Origin of the sequence: Shigella sp. FC1661 (genome assembly GCF_001712525.1) — a bacterium.
Classification (GTDB): domain Bacteria; phylum Pseudomonadota; class Gammaproteobacteria; order Enterobacterales; family Enterobacteriaceae; genus Escherichia; species Escherichia coli.
In genome coordinates this window covers 1-2537 of sequence record NZ_MDGW01000254.1, presented here as the reverse complement: position 1 = coordinate 2537, position 2537 = coordinate 1, and the positions used below count along the sequence as shown (strand labels likewise).

The 2537-nt window shown below is 62.2% G+C and carries 1 protein-coding gene and 2 pseudogenes; 1 reads left to right on the top strand and 2 read right to left on the bottom strand.

All coding sequences use genetic code 11. The features are described from left to right. Positions 1–208 precede the first annotated feature (208 nt). Positions 209–858, bottom strand: a pseudogene (gene tetR(A), locus BFF42_RS14830) (tetracycline resistance transcriptional repressor TetR(A)). A gap of 105 nt (positions 859–963) precedes the next feature. Here tetR(A) and tet(A) point away from each other — a divergent pair. Continuing rightward, complete coding sequence (tet(A), locus tag BFF42_RS14825) at positions 964–2163, top strand: tetracycline efflux MFS transporter Tet(A) (protein WP_000804064.1); 1200 nt, start codon at positions 964–966, stop codon at positions 2161–2163. A 31-nt stretch (positions 2164–2194) separates the two neighbouring features. Here tet(A) and BFF42_RS14820 read toward each other — a convergent pair. Continuing rightward, positions 2195–2437, bottom strand: a pseudogene (locus BFF42_RS14820) (EamA family transporter); the annotation flags it as partial. Positions 2438–2537 lie beyond the last annotated feature (100 nt).

The following is a 2537-nucleotide window of genomic DNA, read 5'->3' as shown; positions in this document are numbered from 1 at the left end:
CGCCACGGCCCACGAGCGGACGCCGCAGCAGGAGCGCCAGAAGGCCGCCAGAGAGGCCGAGCGCGGCCGTGAGGCTTGGACGCTAGGGCAGGGCATGAAAAGCCCGTAGCGGGCTGCTACGGGCGTCTGACGCGGTGGAAAGGGGGAGGGGATGTTGTCTACATGGCTCTGCTGTAGTGAGTGGGTTGCGCTCCGGCAGCGGTCCTGATCAATCGTCACCCTTTCTCGGTCCTTCAACGTTCCTGACAACGAGCCTCCTTTTCGCCAATCCATCGACAATCACCGCGAGTCCCTGCTCGAACGCTGCGTCCGGACCGGCTTCGTCGAAGGCGTCTATCGCGGCCCGCAACAGCGGCGAGAGCGGAGCCTGTTCAACGGTGCCGCCGCGCTCGCCGGCATCGCTGTCGCCGCCTGCTCCTCAAGCACGGCCCCAACAGTGAAGTAGCTGATTGTCATCAGCGCATTGACGGCGTCCCCGGCCGAAAAACCCGCCTCGCAGAGGAAGCGAAGCTGCGCGTCGGCCGTTTCCATCTGCGGTGCGCCCGGTCGCGTGCCGGCATGGATGCGCGCGCCATCGCGGTAGGCGAGCAGCGCCTGCCTGAAGCTGCGGGCATTCCCGATCAGAAATGAGCGCCAGTCGTCGTCGGCTCTCGGCACCGAATGCGTATGATTCTCCGCCAGCATGGCTTCGGCCAGTGCGTCGAGCAGCGCCCGCTTGTTCCTGAAGTGCCAGTAAAGCGCCGGCTGCTGAACCCCCAACCGTTCCGCCAGTTTGCGTGTCGTCAGACCGTCTACGCCGACCTCGTTCAACAGGTCCAGGGCGGCACGGATCACTGTATTCGGCTGCAACTTTGTCATGCTTGACACTTTATCACTGATAAACATAATATGTCCACCAACTTATCAGTGATAAAGAATCCGCGCGTTCAATCGGACCAGCGGAGGCTGGTCCGGAGGCCAGACGTGAAACCCAACAGACCCCTGATCGTAATTCTGAGCACTGTCGCGCTCGACGCTGTCGGCATCGGCCTGATTATGCCGGTGCTGCCGGGCCTCCTGCGCGATCTGGTTCACTCGAACGACGTCACCGCCCACTATGGCATTCTGCTGGCGCTGTATGCGTTGATGCAATTTGCCTGCGCACCTGTGCTGGGCGCGCTGTCGGATCGTTTCGGGCGGCGGCCGGTCTTGCTCGTCTCGCTGGCCGGCGCTGCTGTCGACTACGCCATCATGGCGACGGCGCCTTTCCTTTGGGTTCTCTATATCGGGCGGATCGTGGCCGGCATCACCGGGGCGACTGGGGCGGTAGCCGGCGCTTATATTGCCGATATCACTGATGGCGATGAGCGCGCGCGGCACTTCGGCTTCATGAGCGCCTGTTTCGGGTTCGGGATGGTCGCGGGACCTGTGCTCGGTGGGCTGATGGGCGGTTTCTCCCCCCACGCTCCGTTCTTCGCCGCGGCAGCCTTGAACGGCCTCAATTTCCTGACGGGCTGTTTCCTTTTGCCGGAGTCGCACAAAGGCGAACGCCGGCCGTTACGCCGGGAGGCTCTCAACCCGCTCGCTTCGTTCCGGTGGGCCCGGGGCATGACCGTCGTCGCCGCCCTGATGGCGGTCTTCTTCATCATGCAACTTGTCGGACAGGTGCCGGCCGCGCTTTGGGTCATTTTCGGCGAGGATCGCTTTCACTGGGACGCGACCACGATCGGCATTTCGCTTGCCGCATTTGGCATTCTGCATTCACTCGCCCAGGCAATGATCACCGGCCCTGTAGCCGCCCGGCTCGGCGAAAGGCGGGCACTCATGCTCGGAATGATTGCCGACGGCACAGGCTACATCCTGCTTGCCTTCGCGACACGGGGATGGATGGCGTTCCCGATCATGGTCCTGCTTGCTTCGGGTGGCATCGGAATGCCGGCGCTGCAAGCAATGTTGTCCAGGCAGGTGGATGAGGAACGTCAGGGGCAGCTGCAAGGCTCACTGGCGGCGCTCACCAGCCTGACCTCGATCGTCGGACCCCTCCTCTTCACGGCGATCTATGCGGCTTCTATAACAACGTGGAACGGGTGGGCATGGATTGCAGGCGCTGCCCTCTACTTGCTCTGCCTGCCGGCGCTGCGTCGCGGGCTTTGGAGCGGCGCAGGGCAACGAGCCGATCGCTGATCGTGGAAACGATAGGCCTATGCCATGCGGGTCAAGGCGACTTCCGGCAAGCTATACGCGCCCTAGGAGTGCGGTTGGAACGTTGGCCCAGCCAGATACTCCCGATCACGAGCAGGACGCCGATGATTTGAAGCGCACTCAGCGTCTGATCCAAGAACAACCATCCTAGCAACACGGCGGTCCCCGGGCTGAGAAAGCCCAGTAAGGAAACAACTGTAGGTTCGAGTCGCGAGATCCCCCGGAACCAAAGGAAGTAGGTTAAACCCGCTCCGATCGGCACTGTTGCAAATAGTCGGTGGTGATAAACTTATCATCCCCTTTTGCTGATGGAGCTGCACATGAACCCATTCAAAGGCCGGCATTTTCAGCGTGAC